At 60.9% G+C, this 763-nt stretch carries 1 protein-coding gene; it reads right to left on the bottom strand.

Annotated elements, in window-relative coordinates:
- Positions 1 to 468: 468 nt before the first annotated feature.
- The coding region (locus tag VQ042_RS25740) for a transposase (protein WP_331823073.1) at positions 469 to 763 on the bottom strand (295 nt) is incomplete at its 5' end.

The raw sequence follows: 763 nt of genomic DNA, 5'->3' as shown, positions 1-763 counted from the left end.
CGATGGTAGGTCACGTGGATATCCTCATTGCTTGCACCGTGGTCACCACACCACGCCGCAAAAACAACGATCTCATCCAAAGTTCGCAAGGCGGCTCACGCCGGAGGCACACGGATCGAGCGTGGTGTCCATGCTGAACAAGGCTTTCGGATCACGGTTGCCCTAGCAGCCTGTCGGAATGATGTTTTTGTCAAAGGCAGAAGACGCTGGCCGGGTGGCCGGTTGCGCGTCCGGTCAAAGTCTGGGAGCCGGTCTGGGAAACGCTCCTGGTTGNCTAGCAGCCTGTCGGACTGATGTTTTTGTCAAAGGCAGAAGACGCTGGCTGGCTGGCCGGTTGCGCGTCCGGTCAAAGGCTGGGAGCCGGTCTGGGAAACGCTCCTGGTTGCGGTTCAGTCTGGGAAACGCCTTGGTTGCGAATTTTCGAGTGGTGGGCGAATTGGCGGTGTTTGGGCGTTGATGACGCCCCCATCAGGCTGGCGTCAGGGCGAACAGGCGCTTGATGTTCCAGGCCATGGTCACGAGGCTCCATTCGGCGCGAACCTTTTGGTGGCCGCGCATCGAGAACTGCCGGAAGCCCAGAACGGATTTGATGATGCCGAACACCGGCTCCGGTGTGTGCTTGCGCAACGCATAGAGCCTTTTGCCGTCGGGTGTCTTCAGGCGATGGACCATGGCCTCGACAGACGTCGGATTTTCCGGAGGCGGGGACGCCTCGGCAAGGCGTTCGTCGAGTGGCGGATAATGGGGCTGACGGCCCGCGGCG

It is taken from the genome of Aurantimonas sp. A2-1-M11 (assembly GCF_036549475.1).
Taxonomy (GTDB): Bacteria; Pseudomonadota; Alphaproteobacteria; order Rhizobiales; family Rhizobiaceae; genus Aurantimonas.
The sequence above is the reverse complement of the archived record's forward strand: the minus strand, read 5'-3'. Positions and strand labels throughout refer to the sequence as shown.